At 62.5% G+C, this 18,645-nt stretch carries 20 protein-coding genes; 6 read left to right on the top strand and 14 right to left on the bottom strand.

Features of this window, described 5'->3' with window-relative positions; genetic code table 11:
- Positions 1-821: 821 nt before the first annotated feature.
- Complete coding sequence (locus ACIP0B_RS24230; protein WP_400836688.1) at positions 822-1,127, bottom strand: PepSY domain-containing protein; 306 nt, start codon at positions 1,125-1,127, stop codon at positions 822-824.
- A gap of 153 nt (positions 1,128-1,280) precedes the next feature.
- Between ACIP0B_RS24230 and ACIP0B_RS24225 the strand changes: the two genes are divergently transcribed.
- Positions 1,281-2,159 (top strand): sterol desaturase family protein, encoded by an 879-nt coding sequence (locus ACIP0B_RS24225; protein ID WP_400836686.1) that lies wholly within the window; start codon positions 1,281-1,283, stop codon positions 2,157-2,159.
- Between the two features lies 1 nt (position 2,160).
- Here ACIP0B_RS24225 and ACIP0B_RS24220 read toward each other — a convergent pair whose 3' ends face one another.
- Together ACIP0B_RS24220 and ACIP0B_RS24215 are read right to left on the bottom strand one after the other, a co-directional pair.
- The gene (locus ACIP0B_RS24220) at positions 2,161-2,778 is read right to left on the bottom strand and encodes a helix-turn-helix domain-containing protein (RefSeq protein ID WP_400836694.1); all 618 of its coding nucleotides are present in this window, start codon (positions 2,776-2,778) and stop codon (positions 2,161-2,163) included.
- Between the two features lie 66 nt (positions 2,779-2,844).
- Positions 2,845-3,969 (bottom strand): glycerophosphodiester phosphodiesterase, encoded by a 1,125-nt coding sequence (locus ACIP0B_RS24215; RefSeq protein WP_400836684.1) that lies wholly within the window; start codon positions 3,967-3,969, stop codon positions 2,845-2,847.
- Positions 3,970-4,184: 215 nt separating this feature from the next.
- On the opposite strand from ACIP0B_RS24215, the gene ACIP0B_RS24210 reads away from it, so the two are divergent.
- Positions 4,185-4,511 carry a DUF2025 family protein gene (locus ACIP0B_RS24210; protein ID WP_217890917.1) on the top strand — a complete coding sequence of 109 codons (327 nt, stop codon included), beginning with the start codon at positions 4,185-4,187 and terminating at the stop codon, positions 4,509-4,511.
- A gap of 126 nt (positions 4,512-4,637) precedes the next feature.
- Here ACIP0B_RS24210 and ACIP0B_RS24205 read toward each other — a convergent pair whose 3' ends face one another.
- Both ACIP0B_RS24205 and ACIP0B_RS24200 read right to left on the bottom strand, forming a co-directional pair.
- The gene (locus ACIP0B_RS24205) at positions 4,638-4,958 is read right to left on the bottom strand and encodes an antibiotic biosynthesis monooxygenase family protein (protein WP_400836682.1); all 321 of its coding nucleotides are present in this window, start codon (positions 4,956-4,958) and stop codon (positions 4,638-4,640) included.
- Positions 4,955-5,668: a CTP synthase gene (locus ACIP0B_RS24200; protein WP_400836680.1), complete on the bottom strand. Its 714-nt coding sequence runs from the start codon at positions 5,666-5,668 to the stop codon at positions 4,955-4,957. The genes ACIP0B_RS24205 and ACIP0B_RS24200 overlap by 4 nt, the downstream gene beginning before the upstream one ends.
- A gap of 186 nt (positions 5,669-5,854) precedes the next feature.
- On the opposite strand from ACIP0B_RS24200, the gene ACIP0B_RS24195 reads away from it, so the two are divergent.
- On the top strand, positions 5,855-6,733 hold the full coding sequence (locus ACIP0B_RS24195) for a LysR family transcriptional regulator (protein ID WP_400836678.1): 879 nt from the start codon (positions 5,855-5,857) through the stop codon (positions 6,731-6,733).
- Positions 6,734-6,739: 6 nt separating this feature from the next.
- Here the strand turns inward: ACIP0B_RS24195 and ACIP0B_RS24190 are convergent, their stop codons facing one another.
- The 4 genes from ACIP0B_RS24190 to ACIP0B_RS24175 form a co-directional block, all read right to left on the bottom strand.
- Positions 6,740-7,264, bottom strand: a complete 525-nt coding sequence (locus ACIP0B_RS24190) for a DUF1003 domain-containing protein (protein WP_400836676.1) — start codon at positions 7,262-7,264, stop codon at positions 6,740-6,742.
- Positions 7,265-7,432: 168 nt separating this feature from the next.
- A complete protein-coding gene (locus ACIP0B_RS24185) occupies positions 7,433-8,752 on the bottom strand; it encodes a methyl-accepting chemotaxis protein (RefSeq protein WP_400836674.1) in 1,320 nt (439 codons plus the stop codon).
- A 186-nt stretch (positions 8,753-8,938) separates the two neighbouring features.
- Positions 8,939-9,991 carry a diguanylate cyclase gene (locus ACIP0B_RS24180; protein WP_400836692.1) on the bottom strand — a complete coding sequence of 351 codons (1,053 nt, stop codon included), beginning with the start codon at positions 9,989-9,991 and terminating at the stop codon, positions 8,939-8,941.
- Positions 9,992-10,148: 157 nt separating this feature from the next.
- Positions 10,149-10,757 carry a TetR/AcrR family transcriptional regulator gene (locus ACIP0B_RS24175; RefSeq protein ID WP_400836672.1) on the bottom strand — a complete coding sequence of 203 codons (609 nt, stop codon included), beginning with the start codon at positions 10,755-10,757 and terminating at the stop codon, positions 10,149-10,151.
- A 214-nt stretch (positions 10,758-10,971) separates the two neighbouring features.
- On the opposite strand from ACIP0B_RS24175, the gene ACIP0B_RS24170 reads away from it, so the two are divergent.
- Both ACIP0B_RS24170 and ACIP0B_RS24165 read left to right on the top strand, forming a co-directional pair.
- Entirely contained in the window at positions 10,972-12,042 is a 1,071-nt protein-coding gene (locus ACIP0B_RS24170; RefSeq protein WP_400836670.1) for an MBL fold metallo-hydrolase, read from the top strand.
- A gap of 116 nt (positions 12,043-12,158) precedes the next feature.
- The gene (locus ACIP0B_RS24165) at positions 12,159-13,682 is read left to right on the top strand and encodes an amidase family protein (protein WP_400836668.1); all 1,524 of its coding nucleotides are present in this window, start codon (positions 12,159-12,161) and stop codon (positions 13,680-13,682) included.
- Positions 13,683-13,732: 50 nt separating this feature from the next.
- Here the strand turns inward: ACIP0B_RS24165 and ACIP0B_RS24160 are convergent, their stop codons facing one another.
- Positions 13,733-14,047 (bottom strand): helix-turn-helix domain-containing protein, encoded by a 315-nt coding sequence (locus ACIP0B_RS24160; RefSeq protein ID WP_400836690.1) that lies wholly within the window; start codon positions 14,045-14,047, stop codon positions 13,733-13,735.
- Positions 14,048-14,286: 239 nt separating this feature from the next.
- Between ACIP0B_RS24160 and ACIP0B_RS24155 the strand changes: the two genes are divergently transcribed.
- Complete coding sequence (locus ACIP0B_RS24155; protein WP_400836666.1) at positions 14,287-15,423, top strand: hypothetical protein; 1,137 nt, start codon at positions 14,287-14,289, stop codon at positions 15,421-15,423.
- 3 nt (positions 15,424-15,426) lie between these two features.
- On the opposite strand, the gene ACIP0B_RS24150 is transcribed toward ACIP0B_RS24155, so the two are convergent.
- From ACIP0B_RS24150 to ACIP0B_RS24135, 4 genes are all read right to left on the bottom strand, one after another.
- A complete protein-coding gene (locus ACIP0B_RS24150; protein WP_400836664.1) occupies positions 15,427-16,404 on the bottom strand; it encodes a hypothetical protein in 978 nt (325 codons plus the stop codon).
- Positions 16,405-16,421: 17 nt separating this feature from the next.
- Entirely contained in the window at positions 16,422-16,838 is a 417-nt protein-coding gene (locus tag ACIP0B_RS24145; RefSeq protein ID WP_400836662.1) for a very short patch repair endonuclease, read from the bottom strand.
- A 179-nt stretch (positions 16,839-17,017) separates the two neighbouring features.
- Positions 17,018-17,731 carry an HNH endonuclease gene (locus ACIP0B_RS24140; protein WP_400836660.1) on the bottom strand — a complete coding sequence of 238 codons (714 nt, stop codon included), beginning with the start codon at positions 17,729-17,731 and terminating at the stop codon, positions 17,018-17,020.
- Between the two features lie 256 nt (positions 17,732-17,987).
- Positions 17,988-18,645: ribonucleotide-diphosphate reductase subunit beta (locus ACIP0B_RS24135; RefSeq protein WP_400836658.1), on the bottom strand; the 658-nt coding region annotated here is incomplete at its 5' end.

Raw genomic sequence — 18,645 nt, 5'->3', positions numbered from 1 at the left:
CCAACCGAACTTGAGGCTGCAGGGTTCCCTTGCAACATAGAATCTCCCACAGGTTCCGGGTCGTTCTCAGATGCAGGGTTGAACCCAGACACTGTGGGAGCTGGCTTGCCAGCGATGGCGGTGGGTCAGGCAACAGGAATGTCGACTGGGCTGGCCTCATCGCTTGCAGGCAAGCTCCCACAGGTTCCGGGTCGTTCACAGATACAGGGTCGAACCCAAACACTGTGGGAGCTGGCTTGCCAGCGATGGCGGTGGATCAGGCAACAGGGATGTCGGCAGTGCCGGCCTCATCGCTTGCAGGCAAGCTCCCACAGGTTCCGGGTCGTTCACAGATGCAGGGTCGAACCCAAACACTGTGGGAGCTGGCTTGCCAGCGATGGCGGTGGGTCAGGCAACAGGGATGTCGACTGGGCTGGCCTCATCGCTTGCAGGCAAGCTCCCACAGGTTCCGGGTCGTTCACAGATACAGGGTTGAACCCAGACACTGTGGGAGCTGGCTTGCCAGCGATGGCGGTGGGTCAGGCAACAGGGATGTCGGCAGTGCCGGCCTCATCGCTTGCAGGCAAGCTCCCACAGGTTCCGGGTCGTTCTCAGATGCAGGGTTGAACCCAGACACTGTGGGAGCTGGCTTGCCAGCGATGGCGGTGGGTCAGGCAACAGGGATGTCGACTGGGCTGGCCTCATCGCTTGCAGGCAAGCTCCTACAGGGTTTTGCGGTGTGCAGAGATCCATTGTGGGAGCCAGCCTGCTGGCGATGGCGTCCGTTCAGCCACCGCCGGCCAGGATCAAGTCAGTGGCCCCGCAGGAGGGCCATCTGCCGGTCAGGTGTCCTGCTTGTTGCTCAGCACCTTGCCGGTGGTGGCGTCGAAGTCCACGTCGAACTCCTTGCCGTCGGCGGTGCGCAGTTCGACTTCGTATTCGTAGCCGTTGAAGTGGTTGTCCAGGTCGGTGTCGGTGATGGTCGCGCCCGGATGCAGCTTCAGCGCGGTCTGGTTCATTTCTTCCAGCGGCTTGATCTTGCCTTCCTTGACCAGTTGCGGGATCTGGTCGACGCGCACGTCGGCCTGGGCCAGGCCAGCGGTGAGGGTCAGGGCGGCGGCGGTGAACAGGGCAGTCAAAGTCTTCATGGTTTATTCCTTTGGGTGATTCATTCAAGTGGCTTCAGGTTAGCCGCCGCAACTTAATTCACCCTTAAAAAGCGCCGCGGCGGTTTGCGTCGTTTGTTCAATTGCCTGGCGCCCATCCCTTTCATGCTCGGCCTTCAACCAATGGAGGTGGACATGAGACTCATCCTTGCGTGGTGTTACGCGCCGCTGTTCTTCGCAGGATTCATCGGCGCCGGCGTGTGGCTGGCGGGCGGATCGGCCGGGTGGCTGATGCTGTTGTTTGTGCTGGCGCTGCTGGTGTCGTTCGCGGCGGAACGGGCCTTGCCCTACGAATCCGACTGGAACCGGCCCGTCGGCGACCGTCGCCGTGATTGGCTGCACGCCTTGGTCAACGAGGCGTTGAACGCCCTCGGCCTGCTGGCGCTGCCGGGGCTGGCGGCGCTGCTGTCGGTCGACGGGCTGTGGCCACGGACGTGGCCGTTGTGGCTGCAACTGGGCCTGGCGGTGCTGGTGGCCGATGCCGGCATGAGCCTGATGCATTACGCCAGCCACCGGGTGCGCTGGCTGTGGCGGCTGCATGCGGTGCACCACAGCGTCGAGCGCTTGTACGGCTTCAACGGCTTGATGAAGCATCCGTTGCATCAGGCGCTGGAGGCCACGGCGGGCCTGTTGCCGCTGCTGGTGCTGGGGATACCCGCCGAGGTCGCGCTGCTGCTGGCGTTCGCCATCGCGATCCAGCTGTTGCTGCAGCATTCCAACGTCGACATGCGCTTGGGGCCATTGCGCCATGTCTTTGCCTGGGCACCGTTGCACCGCTTCCACCACATGAAGTACGGACGGGCGGGGGACGTCAATTTCGGGTTGTTCTTCACGGTGTGGGACAGGCTGCTGGGCACCGCTTTCCACACACAGGATTACCGCATCGGTGCGGGCGATCTGGGCATCGGCAGCCGGCCGGATTTCCCCCGGGACTATGTGGCGCAGTTGCTCGACCCGTTTGCGAAAACGCACCTGGCCAAGGAGCCGGCGGTGCCCGAGGCGCTGCGCCGCTGAGTCAATCCAGCAGCCGCAGTTCCATGTGCTGCAAGGCCTGGCGGGCGGTGACGCCGAAGAGCTTCTTCAGGCTGCGGGAAAAGTGCGCCGAATCGGCGAACCCGGCGGCATGGGCCGCGTCCGTCACCGGACGGCCGGCCAGCACCTGCGCCATCGCCAGCCGCAGGCGCCGCCACAGCACCAGGCGGCGCACCGGCAGGCCGACCTGGCTGACGAACAGCCGCTGCAACTGGCTCAGGGACACATGGGCGCTGTCGGCCACGGTGCGGGCGGCGACCTTGTCCGTCAGCGAGGCATCGATGGCGTCGAGCGCGCGTTCGATCCGGGGATCGGCGAGCCGGCGGCGTGGGCAGTCGCGCAGGGCCTGTTCGAGCGCCGGCAGTGAAGGGGCCGCATCGAACAGCGCATCGCGCAGGGCCTGAGCCTCCAGCGTCAAGGGCTCGGCGTACACCGTGAACAGCGGATCCGGCGCCTCGAGGATGGCGTGGCGAACCTGTGAAGGGATCAGCAGGCGGGAAGCCGTGACGGGGGCATCATCCAGCAGCACCGTCACCGGACGGCCGGGCGCCAGAATCAGTTGGTGGGCGTAGTGGGAGTGAGGCGCGGTGCGCCCCGACATCCCGTGGAGCAGGCCATAGTCGTGCCCGAGCCACAGGTGGCCTGTCCACGGGGTGTCCGGCTTCACTCAGAAACCGTTGTTCTTGAGCACCTGATCCACACTGGCGGCGGCCGGGCGCTTGTAGAACTTGAGCAGTTCGCTGGCGCGGTTGGTGAAGATGCCGTCTACGCCGGCGGCCATGACCTTCTCGAAGTCCACCGGCTCGTCGACGGTGTAGACATGCACCAGCAGGCCCTGGTCGTGGGTGTACTGGTTCATCCACGGCTGCACCAGGTCCGAGTAGCTCTGGTCGCCGCCGTGGGTCAGCTTCGCCGACGGGCCGGTGCCGATGGCGCCCTGGGCCTTGGCGTAGTCGATCCACTGCTTGAACTCGGCTTCGGATTTCGGCTCCTGCTTGCCGTAGTAGGCGTTCTTGTCCTTCTCGCCGGAGTCGGCGAAGGCCACCTTGGACTTCGGCTCGATGCTGCCTTCACCGACCCACAGCAGCAGGATCTTCGGCACCTGCGGCATTTCCTTTTCCAGCAGCTCCAGGCTGTTCTTCTCGAAGGTCTGCAGGATCACCTTGCCTTTGCCCTGGCCGACGCCCAGCTCGCCCTTGGCCAGTTTCGAACCGGCCGGGCTGAGCCAGCCGCGGTCCTGCAGCTTTTCCTTCAGGTCGTGTTCGATGCCGGGGAACAGCTGCGGCTCCTTGGTCTCGATGTACAGGCCCGGCTTGTGCTTCGGATTGGCCTGGGCGATGTCGATGATTTCGTCGAGGGTCAGGATCTTCAGGCCCGCATAGGCGGCGCGCGCGCGGTCCGGGTAGGCCTTGTTGTACCAGCTGCCGGCGTCCAGGGTTTTCAGCTCGGCCATGGTGAAGGCGTTGGCCGGGCTGTCCTTGCGCTCAGGGAACTTGGCGGCGACGTCGGTGGTGCGCTGCAGGTTGTTGTCGTGCAGGGCGAACAGCACGCCGTCCTTGCTGCGCTGAAGGTCCATCTCCAGGTAATCGGCGCCCAGGTCGCGGGCCAGTTTGTAGGACGCGGCGGTGGATTCCGGCGCATCGAAGGAGGCGCCGCGGTGGGCGATCACCGCCGGGCGCGGAATCCCCAGGGAGGCGGCCAGTTCGGCAGGGGCCGGCTGGGCGGCTTGGGCCTGGCCGAGGCCGAGCATCAGGCTCAGCATCAGGGCGCTTTTGGTGAAAGTGGCGGGCATGTCGAGGTCCTTTCGCAGGTATTTTCGAAGATGTCCCTTTTAGCAACTCAAACGAAAACGTGCTATCGCAAGACCGACATAAACGTACTGAAAGCGAAAATTTCCGCACTTTTGTGCGTTTGTTTGCAGTACGCTTGGCCACGGCAACCACCCCGGCAGAGGGTGTGCCTCAATGCCCTGCGTGTAAACCTTCGATCACTCTTGTGAGGTTTACCATGCGCATCACATCCCAACTCATCTGCCAGGCCGCCGACCAGCTCAAAGGCTTCGTCGGCCTCAACCGCAAGACCGGCCGCTACATCGTGCGCTTCAGCGAAGACTCCTTCGGCATGGACGTGGCCGACGACGGCATCGTGCCCGCCAGCGAGTTCGTCTGGGCCCAGGCACCGGACCAGGCCATGACCCTCAAGCGCGAACTGATCCAGCTGCTGCTCGACCAACACATCGATGACCGGATCAACATCACCGAACCGCTGCGGGTGTACATGCGCAAGCGAGAGGTGCCGGAGATCGTGGCGGTGCGCAGTCTGGTCAAGGGTTGAGTCCGGGGTGAGCCGTCTATCGCCATCGCCAGCAGGCTGGCTCCCACAGGGGGGGCGGGTGATCGCCACGGATCCTGTGTGGGAGCCAGCCTGCTGGCGATGGGGCCCTCAATGGCACTGCAGCTATCAGCCGAACCGGTAGTCCCGCTCCACCTTGCACACCCGCGTATGGAACGAGGAGTACCACGTCGAACGCCCGCGCTCGCGGATGGCCTGGTGTTCCGGATGGTTCTTCCACGCCAGGATCGCCGCTTCGCTTGTCCAGTACGACACGGTGATCCCCACGCCATCGTCGCCCCGGACCGACTCGGCCCCCAGGAAGCCCGGCTGGCGCTGGGCAAGCTCCACCATTCGAGAGGCCGCCTCGGCATACCCCTGGTCACCTTCGGTGCGGGACGAGGTGAAAATCACCGCGTAGTAGGGCGCCTTTGGCGTCTGGGCGATCATGGCCGTCCCTCCGCGCAGGCCTGGACGAATGCACGCACCAACGGCGGCAACTGGCCCTTGAGCGCCGCCCGTTCGGGCTGGAACAGCGTGGCGACGAAGAACGGGTGGCCCGTGAGCTCGATGGCGCGCAGATCGCCGGCCGAGTCGTGGCCCACCGCGCGCAGACGGCCGCTCATCAAGTCTTGTTGGAACTGCGGATTCACACCGTAGCGGCAGCGATAGCCCTCAAGGATCTGCGACGTTTCATACGCCTTGGCGATCAACGAACCGGGCTCCAGGTGAATGCTGTCCACCGTCTCCACCAACGAGCAGGTCAGCGGCGAAAGCACGGCGCGGTTCGAATCCGGGGACACTTCGCCGTGTTCGGCATCGGTCCAGCCCAGCACATGGCGGGAAAACTCCAGCACCGCATGCTGAAAGCCGCCGCAGGTGCCGAGGAAAGGGCGCTGGCGCTCGCGGGCAAAACGAATCGCCCGCAACGCGCCGTCTTCGCTTTTGTAGGGGCTGGCCGGGACGCACCAGACACCGTCAAAGGCCTCCAAGGGCGAATCGGCAGTGATCCGGTCGGTGGCCAGCCATTCGAACTGCACAGTCAGGCCGGTGTGTTCGGCAGCCATGCCGAGGGCGACGGGGATCGCCTGGTGGGCGGTGACGTTCGGGTCGCGGTCGCCGATCAGGGCGATGCGCAGGGGCGGTGCGGGCGTGTCCATGGCTTCTTTTTCCATTGAAAGGTGCGTTGTGGCGAGGGAGCTTGCTCCCGCTCGGCTGCGCAGCAGTCGTCGCTTGGCTTCGCGACCGATGTGAACAAGCACCCTTGCTGCAGAATCGCGGGATTGTCTGGGTGCGAGACCCACTATAGATTGGCGTCCACGCACTCAACATTGGCGTTTGCCCAAGTGATCAATGCACCCACGCACTATCGTCTCGACTACCCGGATCTGTCCCTGATCCTCGCCTTGGTGCGCGGCGGCTCCCTGGCCCGGGCCTCGCAGTTGCTGAAAGTGGATGTGTCGACCGTGTTCCGCGCGGTGCGCCGTCTCGAATCCGCGCTCGGCCAGCAGCTGTTCGAAAAGAGCCGCGCCGGTTACCTGCCCACCACACTGGCGCGGACGTTGGCCGAACAGGCCGAGCGCGCCGAACAGGCGCTGGAGGCGGCGCGGATCGGCGTGGAGCAGGGCGGGGAAGTGGTCAGCGGCACCGTGCGCCTGACCTGCACCGACTCGGTGCTGCAAGGCCTGCTGCTGCCGGCGCTGGCGCAGTTCATGCCGAACTACCCGGCGCTGACCCTGGAACTGAGCACCTCCAACGATTTCGCCAACCTCAGCCGCCGCGATGCCGACATCGCCCTGCGCCTGACCCGCACGCCGCCGGAGCATCTGGTCGGCCGGCGACTGGCGAAGATTTCCTATCGGGTGTGTGCCAGCGAACGCTATCTGCAAAGCGTCGATGCCACGGATCTGGCCGCGCTGACCTGGATCGCGCCGGACGACTTTCTGCCCGATCACCCGACCGTCGTCTGGCGCCGTCAGCAATGGCCCGGCGTGACGCCCGGCTACCGCTGCAACAGCATGCTGTCGGTCACTGAACTGGTGCGGGGCGGATTGGGGGTGGCGGCGTTGCCGGACTTCCTCATCGGCGACGGCCTGCGCGCCCTGAGCGAACCGCTGCACGGCCACGACACGGCCCTCTGGCTGCTGACCCGGCCGGACTGCCGGGCCTTGCGTTCGGTGGTCACGCTGTTCGACGAGCTCGGCCGGGCGTTGCGCCTGCCGTGAGGCGGCTCAGCTGCGCGAATTCTCGCGCATGTGCTGGTGCAGCTCGGTGGTCAGGCTTTCGATGCGTTCGGTCAGGCTCTTGGTCATTTCCGTGAGCCGGGTGTTCTGCTCCAGCAGCTCGAGCAACTGCGCGGTGTTCTTCGCGGCCTGGGCCTGGCGTTCGCTGTTGGCCACGGCCAGCGCTTCGCGGTGCTGCGCGTCGGCCTCCGACTGGGCCTTGTCCCGGGCGGCCTGGCGGGTCTGGGCCAGCAGGATCAGCGGCGCGGCGTAGGCCGACTGCAGGCTGAACGCGAGGTTGAGGAGGATGAACGGGTACACGTCGAAATGGGTGACGCCGGACATGTTGAGCGCGACCCACAGCACCACGACCAGCGTCTGCGCGCCCAGGAATGTGGGCGTGCCGAAGAACCGCGCAAAGGCCTCGGCGCGCAGGGCGAACTTGTCGGTGCCGAAGGTGGGGGCGAGGTGGGCGTGGGAACGGTGGAAGCGCAGGTGGTCGACGGGGGCTGAATCGGGTTTGGACGGCGTCATGGTCTGCTCGGCAGGGCATTGGGATTTGCGGTCACTATAGCCTTGCGCCGGGGCGGATGGCCCGTTCCCGCATTGGATGTGTGGCTCAGGCATAAGACCTGTGGGAGCCAGCCTGCCGGCGATGGCGACGGCCGGGTTTGCCGGTCGTGCGCCGATGTGATTCCGGCCTCAGTCCGCCGCCCGTTCATTGGCAAACATGCTTACCGCTTCCACCGCTTCACTGGCGCCGTCGCGGATCTTGAGGATCACCGTGCCGGCCCGGTCCGCCAGTTCGACGCCTTGCGCTGCGCGGTGGCGCGTGCCGTCCATGCTTTTGATCGCCTGGCGGGTCTCGTTCTGGATCAGGTCGATCATGCCGGAGATCTCCGCCGTCGAACCGCTGGTTCGCGCCGCCAGTTGGCGCACTTCGTCGGCCACCACCGCGAAGCCGCGACCCTGTTCGCCGGCGCGGGCCGCTTCGATGGCCGCGTTGAGGGCCAGCAAGTTGGTCTGTTCGGCAATCGCGCGGATGGTGTTGACGATGGCGGTGATCTGTTCGGAGCGTTCGCCCAGCTGGCCGATCAGGGTGGAGGACTGGACGATGTCGTCGGCGATCTCGCGCATTTCGCTGGCCGCCCGCTGGATCACTTGCGTGCCCTGCTCGGCGGCTTGCCGGGTGGCCACCGAGATGTGGTAGGCGGCGCTGGCGCTGCGCGCATCCTGTTCGTGCTGTTCGACCCGGGCGGTGACGTCCGAGGCGAATTTCACCACTTTGCACAGCCGGCCGGTGGCGTCGTACACCGGGTTGTAGTTGGCTTCCAGCCACACGGTGCGCCCGGCCTTGTCGACCCGTTCGAACTGCCCATGGAAAAACTCGCCCTGATTCAACCGCCGCCAGAAGTCCTGATAGGCACTGCTGCCGGCCAGTTCCGCGCGGCAGAACAGCCGGTGGTGCTTGCCCTTGAGCTCGGCGAGGGTGTAGCCCATGCGTGTCAGGAAATTCTGGTTGGCCGTGAGCACGCTGCCGTCGAGATCGAACTCGATCACCGCCATCGCCCGGTCGATCGCCTGCAGCCTGGCGTTGGCTTCGCTTTCCTGCTGCACCTTGGCGGTGACGTCCATGGCGTACTTGACCACTTTCACCACGCGGCCCGACGCATCCTTGATCGGGTTGTAACTGGCTTCAAGCCAGATCGGCCGGCCCTGACTGTCGACACGTTCGAAGGTGCCGGACTGGAACTGGCCGTCCTTGAGCCGCGACCACAACTCCGTGTACTGGCGGCTGCGGGCGAACTCGGGCGGGCAGAAGCGGCGGTGGGACTGGCCGATCACCTGCCCGGCGGTGTAGCCCAGGGTCTTCAGGAAATTGTCGTTGGCGCGCAGCACCACCGCGTCGAGATCGAATTCGATCACCGCCATGGAGCGGTCGATGGCTTCAAGCAGGCCGGATTGCTGGGCGAGGGTGTGCTGCAGATCGGCAAGGGCAGACTTCTGGCGGCTGAAGAACATAGGGGCGGTGCTCTGGAGAAAGGAAGGCCTGAGTGTGGGTCCCTGTTCCCGCGTCGGCAGGCCGGACGCGCAAGCGGCGCTCGGCGTTGAATGCACAATGCCAGCATCCAGGCTGGCGGATTGCTCTTATACAAAACTTCCTAAACTTGTACAAGGAAGTGGTTTCTTTACATTTTGTATAAGTTTTCAGGCGCCGGAACGGCTCAAGGCGACGCAGATGGTGTTCCGTCCCGTGTGCTTGGCGGCATAGAGCGCCTTGTCGGCGTCATCGAACCAGTCCAGCGCATCGGGATAGAGGCCTTGATAGCGGGCCAGGCCGATGCTCAGGCTGACCCGCAAGGCGCGCACATCGGGATGGCGGTACTGATCCAGGGCCTGGCGCAGTTGCTCCATCAGGGCTTCGGCCTTGTTCAGCGGCAGGTTGGGCAGGATCGCGCAGAATTCGTCGCCGCCGTAGCGGCCCGCCAGTTCGCTGTCAGGGAGCAGGCGTTTGAGTTCGCGGCTCAATTGCCGCAGCACGGTGTCGCCGACGATGTGGCCGTAGCTGTCGTTGATCGCCTTGAAGTGGTCGATGTCGATCAGCGCCAGGACGGCCTGGCTGTCGTGCTCGCGGCACTGCTTGAACTGCAGGTGCAGCAGGTCTTTCCAGGCACCGTGATTGAGCAGGCCGGTCAGGCTGTCGGTGCGGCTGAGGGCGCTGAGGGTGCGCTTGTGCTCGGCCAGCTTGATCGCCAGCCGGTAGCAGACCATGCCCAACGCCAGCGGATACAGGGTGAGCATCGGCAGGCACGCCCAGACCTGGACCGGCGTGGCCGTCAGCGTGAACGCGATGCCGAACAGCGCCCAGCCCAGCAGCACGCCGGTGAGCTGGGCAAGGACGCCGAGCACGAACAGGCGCAGGCCGCCGGCGGCGACATTGTTCATGGTCATCATCGAGAGGATGGTCACGGTGGTCAGCGGATTGAACTGGAAGCACGCGGTCCAGAAGCCGCCGCACACCGAGTCGTACAGCAGGTTGCGGCGTTCGGCGCGGTAGGGGAAGGCCGAGCGGGTCGAGCATTGAAAGGCGACATGGGGCCAGACAAAACCGTTGAACACCAGTAAGGCCCACAGCCAGGCCGGCATGCCCAAGGGATAGAGGGCGGCACCGACGCTGAAGAAGCCGACGCCCAGGCCGATGGCCCGTGGCAGGTAGATACGTCTGGCGAATGACAAGCCTTTGCCGCGTTGGTTTTCCATGATGTTCTGCGCCAGATTCATTCTGAAACACTTTGATGTGTTCTTCTCGGACTTACCGTTCATCGGCAGACTGTCGGACATTGTCATTTATTCCAACAGGAATAATCAGTGTCCTTCCGAGCCATTTAATCGTGGGCAGAAGCAGCGCAAACCCGGTCTAGAGCTGATAGCAGGCCAGGAACATGTCCAGCGCCGACTCCACCACGGTGTGCTGCATGTCGAGGTCCAGCGCCGCCCGACCCATCGACATCTGCGGCCAGAAGCCAAACGCCTTGATCAGGCCTTGCACCTGCTGGGAGGCGAATTCGGGATCCACCGGCTTCAGCCGACCGTCGGCCTGGGCGGCTCGTATCCACAAGGTCAGGCCTTCCTCCCGTTCGCCCAGGCGCGCCACCATGTTCTGTGCCCGTTCCGGGGAATGGATGGTGGTGGCGATCACCACCCGCGCCAGGGTCAGGAAGTTCTCGTCGGCCATCAGCTGCACCTTGGCCATCACCATGCTGCGCAACTGGTCGCGCAGGGGTTGGTCGGGGCTGTAGGGCGTGGCCTGCTCGGCGGAGATCCTCGCCCAGAGTTGGTTGAGAATTTCGGCGAACAGCTCCTCCTTGCTGGGGAAATGGTTGTAGACCGTGCGCTTCGACACCCCGGCGGTGGCCGCTATCTTGTCCATGCTGGTGACGTCGAAACCGTTGGCGCGGAATTCGGCGATCGCCGCCTGGATGATGGCTTCTCGTTTGCGGTCGGTGAGGCGCTGGGGGGCTGTCATAAGTTCGATTCGGCGGTCAGAGGATGAAATTACACTCGGCAGTTTACTTGTCGTCCGGTTTGATGCAACCTAGAAAGTACACCGATCAGTGTAATGTTGCGTTAATCGGTGCACTCTAAAACCAGATGTCCGGCTGATGCGTGCGTGCCTTGGCCATATACCGTTCCCCCTTGGAAAACCGTGAATTGCACGGTTTCTCTGGAGTCATTCCGTCATGGCCGAATCCGTTTCCTCGATGAGCAACGTCACTGCGCCCGAAGCCTCCCGTCAGGCCCAGGGGCTGTTTCGCAACCACGCGCCGGTGCAGCGTGAAGGCTTTGGCAAGATGCTGCGCATCATGTGGAACATGATCTTCCACAAGCCGCGCAACACCCGCCCGGCCGCCGCCATTCCGGTGCAGGCCCTGACCCGCGCCGATCTGTTGGCGGCACCGAACCACAGCGTCTACCGCCTGGGCCATTCGACCCTGCTGCTCAAGCTGCAAGACAAGTTCTGGATCACCGACCCGGTGTTCGCCGAGCGCGCCTCACCGGTGCAATGGGCCGGCCCCAAGCGCTTCCATCAGCCGCCGATCAGCATCGACGAACTGCCGCCGATCGAAGCGGTGATCCTGTCCCACAACCACTATGACCACCTCGACCACCAGGCTGTGCTCAAGCTGGCGGACAAGGTCAACGTGTTCCTGACCCCGCTGGGCGTGGGCGATACCCTGATCAAATGGGGCATCGACGCCGGCAAGGTCCGCCAGTTCGATTGGTGGCAAGGCACCGACGTCGCCGGCATCCGGTTCATCGCCACTCCGTCGCAGCACTTTTCCGGTCGCGGCCTGTTCGACGGCAACAGCACCCTCTGGGCTTCGTGGGTGATCATCGACGGCGACACGCGGATCTTCTTCAGCGGCGACAGCGGCTACTTCGACGGCTTCAAGCGCATCGGCGAACAGTTCGGCCCCTTCGACCTGACCCTGATGGAAACCGGCGCCTACAACGTCGAATGGCCCCACGTGCACATGCAACCGGAAGAGACCCTGCAGGCCCATCTCGACCTCAAGGGCCGCTGGCTGTTCCCGATCCACAACGGCACGTTCGACTTGGCGATGCACGCCTGGCACGAACCCTTCGACCGAATCCTGGCCTTGGCCTGGGAGCGCAGTGTCGCCATCACCACCCCGCAGATGGGGGAGGCCTTCCATCTGAAGAAACCCCATCGCGGTCAGGCATGGTGGTTGGAATTGGATCAAGAGTTGTCAGAAAAGGCCGTGTCGCGTGTAGCGGCTACAAAGTGAAATGACAATTCCTACGCGCCCTTTTCCTTGTTGCTGACAGCCGTTTCTCGTCGAAACGGTAGTCTTGGTCTCGAGTGAAATGACTCACTCGAGACTCTTCAACAAGGACGAAATTTATGAAGTTTCCTTTAGCGCGCAATGTAGGTGGCCTTGCGCAGGTCATGGCGGTTTCGCTGACGGTGTTGGCAGGTTTCCCTTTTGCAGACGCTGCGGATTCTCCGCTTGAATACGCTTCTGTCAGTGAGCTCAACGACAGGATGGCCAGTGGTGAGCTGACCTCGGTTGCGCTGGTGCAGCATTTGACGGCACGGATTGCCGAACTGGACAAGCAAGGTCCGGCCATAAACGCGATCATCGAGCTCAATCCGCAAGCCATCGAAATCGCTGAAGTGCTGGACGAAGAGCGGGCGCAAGGGCATCTGCGCGGACCGTTGCACGGCGTCGCGGTGCTGCTCAAGGACAGCGTCGACACCGCCGACAGGATGCAAACGAGTGCGGGTTCGTTGGCGATGGTCGGACAGCCTGCCGCCGATGATGCATTTGTGGTCAAACGGCTGCGCGATGCAGGTGCTGTCATTCTCGGCAAGACCAACATGAGCGAGTGGGCATACATCCGGGAAATGGGCCTGCCTCACGGTTGGAGCGGGCGGGGCGGACAAGGGAAAAATCCCCATGTGCTGAGCGGGGAAATCTGCGGTTCCAGCTCCGGTTCGGCCGCGGCCGTGGCCGCTGGTTTTGCGCCGTTGTCTATCGGCACCGAAACCAATGGCTCCATCTCCTGTCCGGCAACGGCCAATGGCGTCGTGGGGATCAAGCCGACGTTGGGGTTGTTGAGCCGCACCGGCATCATTCCCATCACCCGTCTGCAAGACACCCCCGGTGCCTTCGGTCGCTCGGTGCGAGACACTGCGTTGATGTTCAACGCGTTGCAAGGTGTAGACAGCGCCGACTCCGCAACGGCCGAAGCCCCCACCGGTATCGATTACACCCTGTTGCTGGCCGAAGATGCACTGAAGGACAAACGCATCGGTTATGTGACCGAGTTTGTGGGAGAGGGCGGTGTGGTGCTCACGCCAGGCCCCGAATACCTGGAAGCCCGTGCCGTATTGACCCGACAAGGCGCCACCCTTGTGCCGTTGTCCATGCGTTTGCCGGACATTGGCGGTTATGTCGACGCGTTGAAGGGGGGCATGAAGCATGAGCTGCCAGCGTACCTCGCGGGTCGCTCCGGCCTGCCGATTCAAACGCTTCAGGAATTGATCGAGTTCAATCAGGCCAACCCGGGGCACGACGGCTACGGGCAGAAAACGCTCGAAGAGATCAACGCCCTGTCGATGTCGCATGAAGAAGCGCAGGTGTTGATGGCACGCATCAACAAAGACTTCACCAGCGTGCTTGATGAGCAATTGAGCGAGCACAACCTTGATGCCCTGTTTGCGGAGTCGGACGGTTACTCCCAGTTCTTTGCCGCAGCGGCCGGTTACCCGGCAATCACCCTGCCGTCGGGCATGGGGGATGCAGGTTTGCCGACCTCGGTGTTCCTATACGGTGCGCGCTGGAGTGAGCCAAAACTGTTTGCCATGGCTTACAGCTATGAACAAGCATCGATGAAGCTGCAGCATCCGGCGTTCAAAGAGTAACCCCTCAGCGGTTCGGACGTGTTTGCCGGCCTCTCAGGCGTCGCGGTGATTCATTCGGCCACCGAATACTCCCTGCGACCCGTTTCCGGCATCGAGACACCGCCGTTCATAGCACGCCCAGGTGCAAACCCAGGGAAAAAAACCAGCCCCTGTGCTTCGAGCCGGTACGCCAATGCCAGACGTGCGGCATCCTCCACTTCCTGCTGCGCCTCGAACCGTTGAATCTCCTGCACCGGCACGGCCGTTTCCCGCGCCAGCTCTTCCACGCTCCAGCCCAGCATCGCCCGGGCCTGGGCGCAGTGCGTCGGGGTGAACTGGAACAGGGCAATGCGTTCGAGAATGAGGTTCATCGCAGAAGTGGCCATGGTGATGTGCTCCGGGCGCAGAAATGCTGGCTGAAAATGTACTGTGTTTTTGTACAGTTGTTTTCGGGCCGGATCAAACGCAATTTCGCGTTTTTGCGAACCAGCGGCGTCTGACCGGACGAACGGTGCAAGCGACTGCGCCTCGATTCCCGCACGCAACCTCGCCATAATGCGCCCCGCATTCGACCTGCGCCGGTTCAAAGCCCGGCGCGACCTCCTACTCATTCAGGGATCGATTCATGTTCAAGGGATTGTTGCGTCCGGCCTTGGCGGCCGCTGCGCTGTTCGCGCTGATGACGGCTGCTCACGCCGGCGATACCCGTCAGGTCTTCACCGGTACGCTGGGCAAGATGCCGATCGTTCTGGAAGTGAACACCGCCGATGCGGAACAGGTGAGCGGTCGCTATTTCTACGAGAAGTACCACCGTGACCTGGAGCTCGGCGGCACGCTGCAGGACGACGTGCTCACGCTCAACGAAGGCAACTCCCGTTACAGCGCAGACAAACCCTTGCCGACCCTCACGCTGACACGGGCCGGCAACGGCTGGCAGGGCGAGTGGCAGAGCCCGCAGGGCAAAAGGTTGCCGGTGCAACTCACCAAGGCCGCCTTGCCTGCCCCGGCACCAGGCGCACTGCCCTATGTCGCCGCGCTGCCGGACAGCGACCCTTACGAGTACCTGCGGTTGCACGGGCTCAAGCTCAAGCCGGTGAAAAAAGAGACGTTCATGGGCTACGACCTGCAATGGTGGGCAGAGCCCGAGTCGAAGATTTCACTGTTCACGGTCGAGTCCGGCTACGCAAAAGAAGAACGGCAACGCATCAACGAACATCTGCTCGGCCGGCTCTGGAGCGAAGTCAGCGACTATCACCGCTGCATGATGGATGGCGGCGAATATGCCGAGTTCGATCAAGGGGCTGCCCCCACGTTCCTGTCGCCGGAAGTGGTCAGCCTGGAGATTTCCACCGGCTACGACTGCGGCGGTGCGCATCCGGACTTCGGCAGTTCGCCGATCAACCTCGATGTGCACACCGGTGAGCTGTTGAAGCTCAAGGATGTGCTGTGGATCGGCGAGCCCGACAGTCAAGCGACCGAATACGATCAGGGCAAGGTCATGGCGCCATGGCTGGTCAAACAGTTCGCCACGCTCTATCCCGAAGAAATGAAGAAGCCTGCCGAAGACGACGGCGAGTGCGACTACACCGACGAAGGTGTCTGGGGATATTCCAACTGGCACTTCACGGCGAAGGGCATTTACATGGGCGCTTACTTCGCGCGCATCCAACGCAATTGCGACAACCCCGAATGGTCCGTGTTGCCGTACTCGGTGGTCAAGCAACACCCCGGCGCCGTCAAACTGCAACTGCCCCAGGGCTGAGCCTCACGCCAGCCCCGGCGCTTCCCGCACAATGAAGTGATCCAGGTTTTCAATGTTTGCGCTGAATACCCCGAACGTCTGTTCGGGGTTCTTTTTGCTCGGAACCTGCTTCAACTCCGGCGTCACGCCATAGAAGAAGCAGAACAGTTCCTTGTCGCTGTCGATGGCGTGCTTGATCTCTTCCAGGAACGCCTTGCGTTTGCGGTAGTTGTCGATGAGTTTCTTGCTCAGGTACACGTTCACCGAATACGGCTTCTTCTTCGCCTCGTCCGCTTGCTTGAACCAGACCTTCTGCTCGAAGTCGATGCGCAGACTTTGGGTGTAGTCCTTGATCTCCTTGACCTTGCCCCAGTAGATCAGCCCTTTGTTGTCCAGCAGGTATTCAATCTTCTTGAAGAACGACCCATACGGCGCGGTGTGTTCGCCGATCTTCAGCGGCATGCGCTTGAGCAATTCCTTGTCGGCGAAGTTCGACACGAAGCACTCCACCGGGTGGGCGAAAACAGTGGTCTTGTCCGGCGCCGTGTCACGGCCCGCCGACTCCTTGGCGTTCACCGGCGCCACGTGCACCGGATCCTCCCGCCGCACATCCGCCGCCACATCCGGGGCCGTTGGCTTTCGCACGTACTCACGGCGGGTCAGCAGCAACTCCGACGGGAAATGCTCCTCCCGCCCGTCATCACCATCCTCCGTCTCGCCTCCTGAGGCCGGTGCCCTCAGGCTCGAATACGGACACCCCGCCACATGCCGGGTCGTCGGCAGATTCTTGAAGTGCGGGGTGCGCACGTAGTTCACGTTCTTGGCATTGAACGTCCCCAGTTCGTTCGACACCTCGACAGCCGCACGACAGGCATCGTTGGGGCACTGGAAATGTTCCTTCGCCGAATCGAAGTCCACCGTCTCGTCGAAGTTGAGGTCGCGGACGTCATAGATCGAAAGTTTGTCGTCGAGGCTGACGCAATAGGCGAGGTCGAACTTCATGGCGGGTACTGGTTCCTTCAGTGGAGCGGGGCGGTGAGCGACTGAATGCGTTCCTTGACGCGATCAAGATCCTTGAGTTCGCACTCCCAGATCACATCGACACGCCAGTCCAACAGCTTCAGCTTGTTAATGCAACGCTCGTCCCGTTGGGTATTGGCCTCGAACTTCTGCGACCAATACTCCGGGCGCGTTTTGGGGACGGAGGCGAACTTGCAGCCATGCCGGTGCCAAAAGCAACCGTGCACGAACAGGCACAGCCGATGCTTGGGGAAGACCAGGTCAGGTGTTCCCGGCAGGTCTCGCCGATGCAAACGAAACCGCAGCCCCATCGCATGGCACAAAGAGCGGACGACCCGTTCGGGTTTGGTGTCTTTGCCTTTTATCTGCGCCATGAGCCTGGAGCGCTGCTCTGCCGTGATCCGGTCTGCGCACATGCGGATTAGCCTCTTGGGGCTTGCGTCTGCGGACAAGCATGGGAGTGTTGCGGCAATCAGGTCAAGGCGCTGTGGCGAGGGAGCTTGCTCCCGCTGGGGTGCGAAGCAGCCCTCGCTCTTAAGCGAGCGCGACTGCTGCGTAGCCGAGCGGGAGCAAGCTCCCTCGCCACAGAGGACGGTTATTCGGGCACTAACCGCTTAACCCGCTGGTAGAGCTTCTCAGTGAATGCCTCGCGGTCGTTGGAGTGATGGCAACGGCGATGGCAGTTCGGGCACAACGCCACAGCGTTGGTGATTTGATCGGAGCCCTTATCGGCAAGTGGTTTGACGTGATGAACTTCCAGAAACGGCAAATCGAATTTGTGGAAGGGGGCGGGTTCTCCGCAGCCTTCGCAATGACCGTTGGCTTCATTGCGAACCCAAGCCCTGACGCCGGGATCGCGAACAAAGACGGTGCGGGAGTTTTCAGCTTTCTTCGGCTTTTTGATGCCCTTCGGTGGTTCCTTGAGCTCAAGCTTTTGAAGTGCAGCGGCTCGGCGCTCCAGCGTTTCTTCATCCGCCGTCGGAACAGTAGGGTTGCCCGGTTGAACACCCCGATCAGCAAGCGCGTCCCGAATCCAATGCTCAACTTTCGGCCCCACGTTCTTCGCCGGTTTGTAGCCCTTGATCGGTTGCCGATCCATTGTCATCAGAACCCTGGAGATGTTCTGCATTCGGAACTCGACGGAGCCTTTGGTGCGGGTGGGCAGGGCTGAGGCACGCAGAGCGCGATTCTCATGGGCCTTGTTGAATGGTTGGCCGGCCAGTTCTTGCTCCAGCATCTTCAGATAGGCGTCAACGGCCGCCTCGATCTCAAACACCGTCCAGTCGCTGTCTTTCTCTTTGTCGCTCATACATTCGCCGAGGGTTGGAATCCCTTGGACGATACTGAGTGGCCATTACGGATGTCTACGAAAATTCCTACATGTAGTCGCGATGAGTCTCGCGAGCATTCCTACAGTGAAGTCAGGGCTGTAGGTGGTGTGAAGGCGTCATGGAAAGGAACAGCACTATTCATCACCCAATAAAAAAGCCCCGATCAAATCGGGGCTTTTGCTTTTTCGGCTTGTCGATTCAGAGCGAAGTCGTCAAACCGTGTCGAACCGGGGATCAATCCCAGCTCAACGCACCACCGGTTTGGTACTCGATCACGCGAGTCTCGAAGAAGTTCTTCTCTTTCTTCAAGTCCATGATCTCGCTCATCCACGGGAACGGGTTGGTGGTGCCCGGGTATTCTTCCTTCAGGCCGATCTGCGACAGGCGACGGTTGGCGATGAACTTCAGGTAGTCCTCCATCATCGCCGCGTTCATGCCCAGCACACCGCGAGGCATGGTGTCGCGGGCGTATTCGATTTCCAGCTGGGTGCCTTGCAGGATCATCTGCGAAGCTTCTTCCTTCATTTCGGCGTCCCACAGGTGCGGGTTTTCGATCTTGATCTGGTTGATCACGTCGATGCCGAAGTTCAGGTGCATGGATTCGTCGCGCAGGATGTACTGGAACTGCTCGGCGACGCCGGTCATCTTGTTGCGGCGGCCCAAGTAGAGGATCTGGGTGAACCAGCAGTAGAAGAAGATGCCTTCCAGGACGCAGTAGTAGGCGATCAGGTTGCGCAGCAGTTCCTTGTCGGTTTCGACGGTGCCGGTGTTGAATTCCGGGTCGGAGATGGCGCGGGTGTACTTGAGGCCCCAGGCGGCTTTCTTCGCGACCGACGGGATCTCGTGGTACATGTTGAAGATTTCGCCTTCATCCATGGGCATGGATGAAGGC

Source organism: Pseudomonas sp. NPDC089534, from assembly GCF_044749305.1.
In the GTDB taxonomy this organism is placed as follows: Bacteria; Pseudomonadota; Gammaproteobacteria; order Pseudomonadales; family Pseudomonadaceae; genus Aquipseudomonas; species Aquipseudomonas ekonensis.
This window is presented reverse-complemented; position numbering and strand designations above follow the sequence as displayed.

Excerpts from the sequence above, each read along its gene's own strand:
- ACIP0B_RS24205 (WP_400836682.1), bottom strand. The coding sequence starts at position 4,958 with ATGATCGCCCAGACGCCAAAGGCGCCCTACTACGCGGTGATTTTCACC.
- ACIP0B_RS24150 (WP_400836664.1), bottom strand. The coding sequence starts at position 16,404 with ATGAAGTTCGACCTCGCCTATTGCGTCAGCCTCGACGACAAACTTTCG.
- ACIP0B_RS24210 (WP_217890917.1), top strand. The coding sequence starts at position 4,185 with ATGCGCATCACATCCCAACTCATCTGCCAGGCCGCCGACCAGCTCAAA.
- ACIP0B_RS24225 (WP_400836686.1), top strand. The coding sequence starts at position 1,281 with ATGAGACTCATCCTTGCGTGGTGTTACGCGCCGCTGTTCTTCGCAGGA.
- ACIP0B_RS24190 (WP_400836676.1), bottom strand. The coding sequence starts at position 7,264 with ATGACGCCGTCCAAACCCGATTCAGCCCCCGTCGACCACCTGCGCTTC.
- ACIP0B_RS24145 (WP_400836662.1), bottom strand. The coding sequence starts at position 16,838 with ATGTGCGCAGACCGGATCACGGCAGAGCAGCGCTCCAGGCTCATGGCG.
- ACIP0B_RS24220 (WP_400836694.1), bottom strand. The coding sequence starts at position 2,778 with ATGTCGGGGCGCACCGCGCCTCACTCCCACTACGCCCACCAACTGATT.
- ACIP0B_RS24180 (WP_400836692.1), bottom strand. The coding sequence starts at position 9,991 with ATGGAAAACCAACGCGGCAAAGGCTTGTCATTCGCCAGACGTATCTAC.
- ACIP0B_RS24140 (WP_400836660.1), bottom strand. The coding sequence starts at position 17,731 with ATGAGCGACAAAGAGAAAGACAGCGACTGGACGGTGTTTGAGATCGAG.
- ACIP0B_RS24230 (WP_400836688.1), bottom strand. The coding sequence starts at position 1,127 with ATGAAGACTTTGACTGCCCTGTTCACCGCCGCCGCCCTGACCCTCACC.
- ACIP0B_RS24155 (WP_400836666.1), top strand. The coding sequence starts at position 14,287 with ATGTTCAAGGGATTGTTGCGTCCGGCCTTGGCGGCCGCTGCGCTGTTC.
- ACIP0B_RS24200 (WP_400836680.1), bottom strand. The coding sequence starts at position 5,668 with ATGGACACGCCCGCACCGCCCCTGCGCATCGCCCTGATCGGCGACCGC.
- ACIP0B_RS24175 (WP_400836672.1), bottom strand. The coding sequence starts at position 10,757 with ATGACAGCCCCCCAGCGCCTCACCGACCGCAAACGAGAAGCCATCATC.
- ACIP0B_RS24165 (WP_400836668.1), top strand. The coding sequence starts at position 12,159 with ATGAAGTTTCCTTTAGCGCGCAATGTAGGTGGCCTTGCGCAGGTCATG.
- ACIP0B_RS24215 (WP_400836684.1), bottom strand. The coding sequence starts at position 3,969 with ATGCCCGCCACTTTCACCAAAAGCGCCCTGATGCTGAGCCTGATGCTC.
- ACIP0B_RS24170 (WP_400836670.1), top strand. The coding sequence starts at position 10,972 with ATGGCCGAATCCGTTTCCTCGATGAGCAACGTCACTGCGCCCGAAGCC.
- ACIP0B_RS24185 (WP_400836674.1), bottom strand. The coding sequence starts at position 8,752 with ATGTTCTTCAGCCGCCAGAAGTCTGCCCTTGCCGATCTGCAGCACACC.
- ACIP0B_RS24160 (WP_400836690.1), bottom strand. The coding sequence starts at position 14,047 with ATGGCCACTTCTGCGATGAACCTCATTCTCGAACGCATTGCCCTGTTC.